The sequence below is a fragment of the Pseudomonadota bacterium genome, assembly GCA_010028905.1.
Classification (GTDB): Bacteria; Vulcanimicrobiota; Xenobia; order RGZZ01; family RGZZ01; genus RGZZ01.
The window spans coordinates 1-2,371 of sequence record RGZZ01000638.1 but is presented as its reverse complement, the minus strand read 5'-3'; the positions used below and the strand labels follow the sequence as shown (position 1 = coordinate 2,371).

Annotated in this window: 3 protein-coding genes; 2 read left to right on the top strand and 1 reads right to left on the bottom strand. The window is 67.3% G+C overall.

All coding sequences use genetic code 11. The features are described from left to right. Positions 1 to 7 precede the first annotated feature (7 nt). Entirely contained in the window at positions 8 to 1,081 is a 1,074-nt protein-coding gene (locus EB084_23835; GenBank protein NDD31293.1) for a class I SAM-dependent RNA methyltransferase, read from the top strand. Beyond that, on the top strand, positions 1,065 to 1,547 hold the full coding sequence (locus tag EB084_23830) for a hypothetical protein (GenBank protein ID NDD31292.1): 483 nt from the start codon (positions 1,065 to 1,067) through the stop codon (positions 1,545 to 1,547). Before EB084_23835 ends, EB084_23830 begins: the two co-directional genes overlap by 17 nt. A gap of 18 nt (positions 1,548 to 1,565) precedes the next feature. Here EB084_23830 and EB084_23825 read toward each other — a convergent pair. Further along, positions 1,566 to 2,371: hypothetical protein (locus tag EB084_23825; GenBank protein NDD31291.1), on the bottom strand; the 806-nt coding region annotated here is incomplete at its 5' end.

The window sequence follows — 2,371 nt, the reverse complement described above, 5'->3', positions numbered from 1 at the left end:
CGATCGGGTGTGGGTGCGGCTGGCTCGCTTCAAGGCGCTCACCTTCGAAGATCTGTTTCAGGGGGTGAAGGCCATCGCGTGGCCCGAGCTTCTGGGGCGCGACGCCTGCTTCCCCGTCGAGGGCTCGTCGCACGAATCGCAGCTCTCGAGTGTGCCGGCCTGCCAGGCGGTGACCAAGAAGGCCATCGTCGAATCGCTCAAGCGCGCCTACAAGACCGAGTGGTTCGACGAGCGGGGGCCGCAGTTCAAGGTGCGGGTGAGCCTGGTGCGCGATGAGGTCACCATCAGCCTCGACAGCAGCGGCAGCGGTCTGCACAAGCGGGGATATCGCACCCTCACGGCCGAGGCGCCCATTCGCGAGACTCTGGCGGCGGGGCTGGTGCTGCTGTCGGTGTGGAAGCCCGAGCGCGTGCTCGTCGACCCGTTCTGCGGCTCGGGAACGATTCCCATCGAGGCGGCCTTCATCGGCCTGCGGCGAGCGCCGGGCTTGCGTCGCGCCTTTGCCTCTGAAGGGTGGCCGTTCGTGGGCAAGGCCCGCTGGGACGCGGTGCGGGCCGACGCTGAAGACGCCTTCGACCGCCGCACGAAGCTGCAGATCACGGGGCACGACGACGATGAGGGCGTGCTGCGGCTGGCCCGCCAGCATCTGCGGCAGGCCGATCTCGTCGAGCGCGGCGTGCACTTTCGTGCCCAGCCGGTGAACGCGTTTCGCAGCACCCACGAATACGGCGTGATCATCACCAACCCGCCCTACGGCGAACGCCTGGGCGAGATCCGCGATGCTGAGCGGCTGTACGAATCACTGGGCCAGGTCGTGCGCCCCCTGCGCACGTGGTCGGTCTACGTCATCACCTCGCACCCGCGCTTCGAGCGCTTCTACGGCCAGTCGCTGGTGAAGAAGCGCAAGCTCTACAACGGGCTCATCGTGGCGTGGTACTACCAATTTGTAGGCCCTCGCCCACCCAGGGTGGGCGAGGGCGATGGGGGTGTAGGTCCCCGTCCCCCCAGGGTGGACAGGGACGATGGGGGTGTAGGTCCCCGCCCCCCTCGGGTGGGCGAGGGCGATGGATCAGAGTCGTGAGAGACACAAGGAGGTCCCCATGCGTGTTGGCTTCATTTCGCGGTTGATGCTCGTCTTGATGTGCGCCGTCACCGCCTGTTCAATGCCTGGTCAGGCGCAGCGCCCGGTGTCCGGCAAGCATCGCATCATCCTCGAGGTCACCGTGGCCGGCGCCGACGCCTGGAAGGCGATTCTGCGCAACGTGCGCGCCGTGCAGACCGTCTTCGGGGTGAGCGGCTGCGAGATCGAGGTGGTGGGCCACGGCCCTGGCATCGGCATGATGCTGAACAGCAACGCAGAGCGCGACGCCATGCGTGCGCTGACCACCGATACGGGCGTGGTGTTCGCGGCCTGTGCGAACTCCTTGCGCCTGCGCAACATCAGGCGCGAAGAGGTGCTACCGTTCTGCGTGGTCGTCGATTCGGCGTATGCCGAGCTGGTGCGCAAGCAGGAGGCCGGCTGGGTCTACATCAAAGCCGGACTGTGAGCCGCGGGTTCGCCTCGTTCATCGCGCGAGATAGTAGATGGCGTCGACCGGCGGCGCGTTGCCTGGATAGTCGCTCTTCTTGGCGTCGAACGTCGGACGCGGCTGCGAATCGATGTAGAGCGCGATGTCGAGCGCCTCGTCCTCGGCGATGGTGCCGGCTTGCCCGAGCGGCATGGCGTTGTGGATGAAGGCGCCCAGGGTGTAGACGCGGCCGAGACCGGCGCCGTCATTGTACGAGCGAGGGCCCCAGAGCGGCGGGAAGGCACCCGCTCCCTCGCCACCCATGCCGTGGCAGGCGGCGCACTTTGCCTGGTAGGAGCGCTGTCCTCGCTTTGCATCGAGGTCCTTGAGGGGGCGTCGCGCCGCCTCTGAGACCATGGCGGGCGGGGCGGGCGCACCCTCCCGCTGGGCCTGGCACCATGCGACGAGCAGGCGCATCTCTTCGCTGTCATCTGAAGGGGCGATGCCGTTCAGGCTGCGCAGGAAGCAGCCGCGGATGCGATCTTGCAGGGTGTTCACGCGGCCGTCGCGCTTCGACATCTGCGGATAGCGGTCGGCCACGCGAACCAGGGAGAGGGCCGCGTCGACACGACCCCCGTGGCTGTGGCAGTTGCCGCACGCCAGCGCACTGGTGGGCACGAAGCGCTTCGCCGCGGTGGGGGTTCGAAGAAAGATCTCTTCGCCCCGTGACACATCGGAGACGTCGGCTGCCTTCTTTGCACAGCCCAGGCTCAACAGGGCGACACCCAGCAACAGGAACACGCTTGCTCGCACCTCGGTTGCTTCTCCTGTTCCGCTGAAGTCCCCTGTTGCGTCTGCCGCAG